The organism is Streptomyces sp. KR55, from assembly GCF_052245645.1.
Lineage (GTDB): Bacteria > Actinomycetota > Actinomycetes > Streptomycetales > Streptomycetaceae > Streptomyces > Streptomyces flavusporus.
In genome coordinates this window covers 1-716 of sequence record NZ_JBQQCE010000995.1, presented here as the reverse complement: position 1 = coordinate 716, position 716 = coordinate 1, and the positions used below count along the sequence as shown (strand labels likewise).

Here is a 716-nt window from a genome sequence, read left to right as displayed (position 1 = left end):
GTGTGTCGCGGTGTTTGCGGGGGCGATGTGCCGGTAGATCTCTCGTGCGACGTACCGTTTCAGGCAGCGGATGATCTCGCGTTTGGTCTTGCCCTCCGCGAGGCGTCGCCGCAGGTAGTCCTGGGAAGGGCCCGCCCAGCGCAGGCGGCTGAGGACGATTCGGTAGAGGGCGGCGTTGGCCTGGCGGTCGCCGCCGCGGTTGAGTCTGCGGCGCTGGGTCTTGCCGGAGGATGCCTCGACCGGGCTGGTGCCGCACAGGGCGGCGAAGGACGCCTCGCTGTCGACGCGTTCGGGGTTGTCACCGGCCGAGATGAGCAGGGCTGCTGCGGTGTCCGGGCCGACGCCGTGGACGTCGAGCAGGCCAGGGGTTCTCGCTCGGATCGCTTCTGTTATCCGCTTGTTGAGGTCGTTGATCTCCTCGGTCAGGTGCTGGATGCGGCGGGCCAGCAGTCGCAAGGTGTGCCGCGCGGCGTCTGCCGGCCCGGAGACCTCAGACTCCGCGAGTAGAGCGCACTGTTGGAACAGTTTCGGGTTGCTCAGCCCTGCCAGGGACTCACGAAGTTCGGCATCGGCGCAGATCAGGACGCTCTTGAGCTGGTTGATGGCCTGGGTCCTGGACTTGATCGCGGACCCCTTCGCCAGCTTGAACAGCCGCAGCATCTCCACCGGGCCGTCGCTCGTCTTCGCTGCGGCGGTGGCGCGACCGGATAACACGG

Annotated in this window: 1 protein-coding gene; it reads right to left on the bottom strand. The window is 67.6% G+C overall.

The features are described 5' to 3' along the window. Positions 1–716, bottom strand: a 716-nt coding sequence (locus ACTWQJ_RS51990) for a transposase (RefSeq protein WP_443313297.1), incomplete at both ends; no start/stop codon positions are given.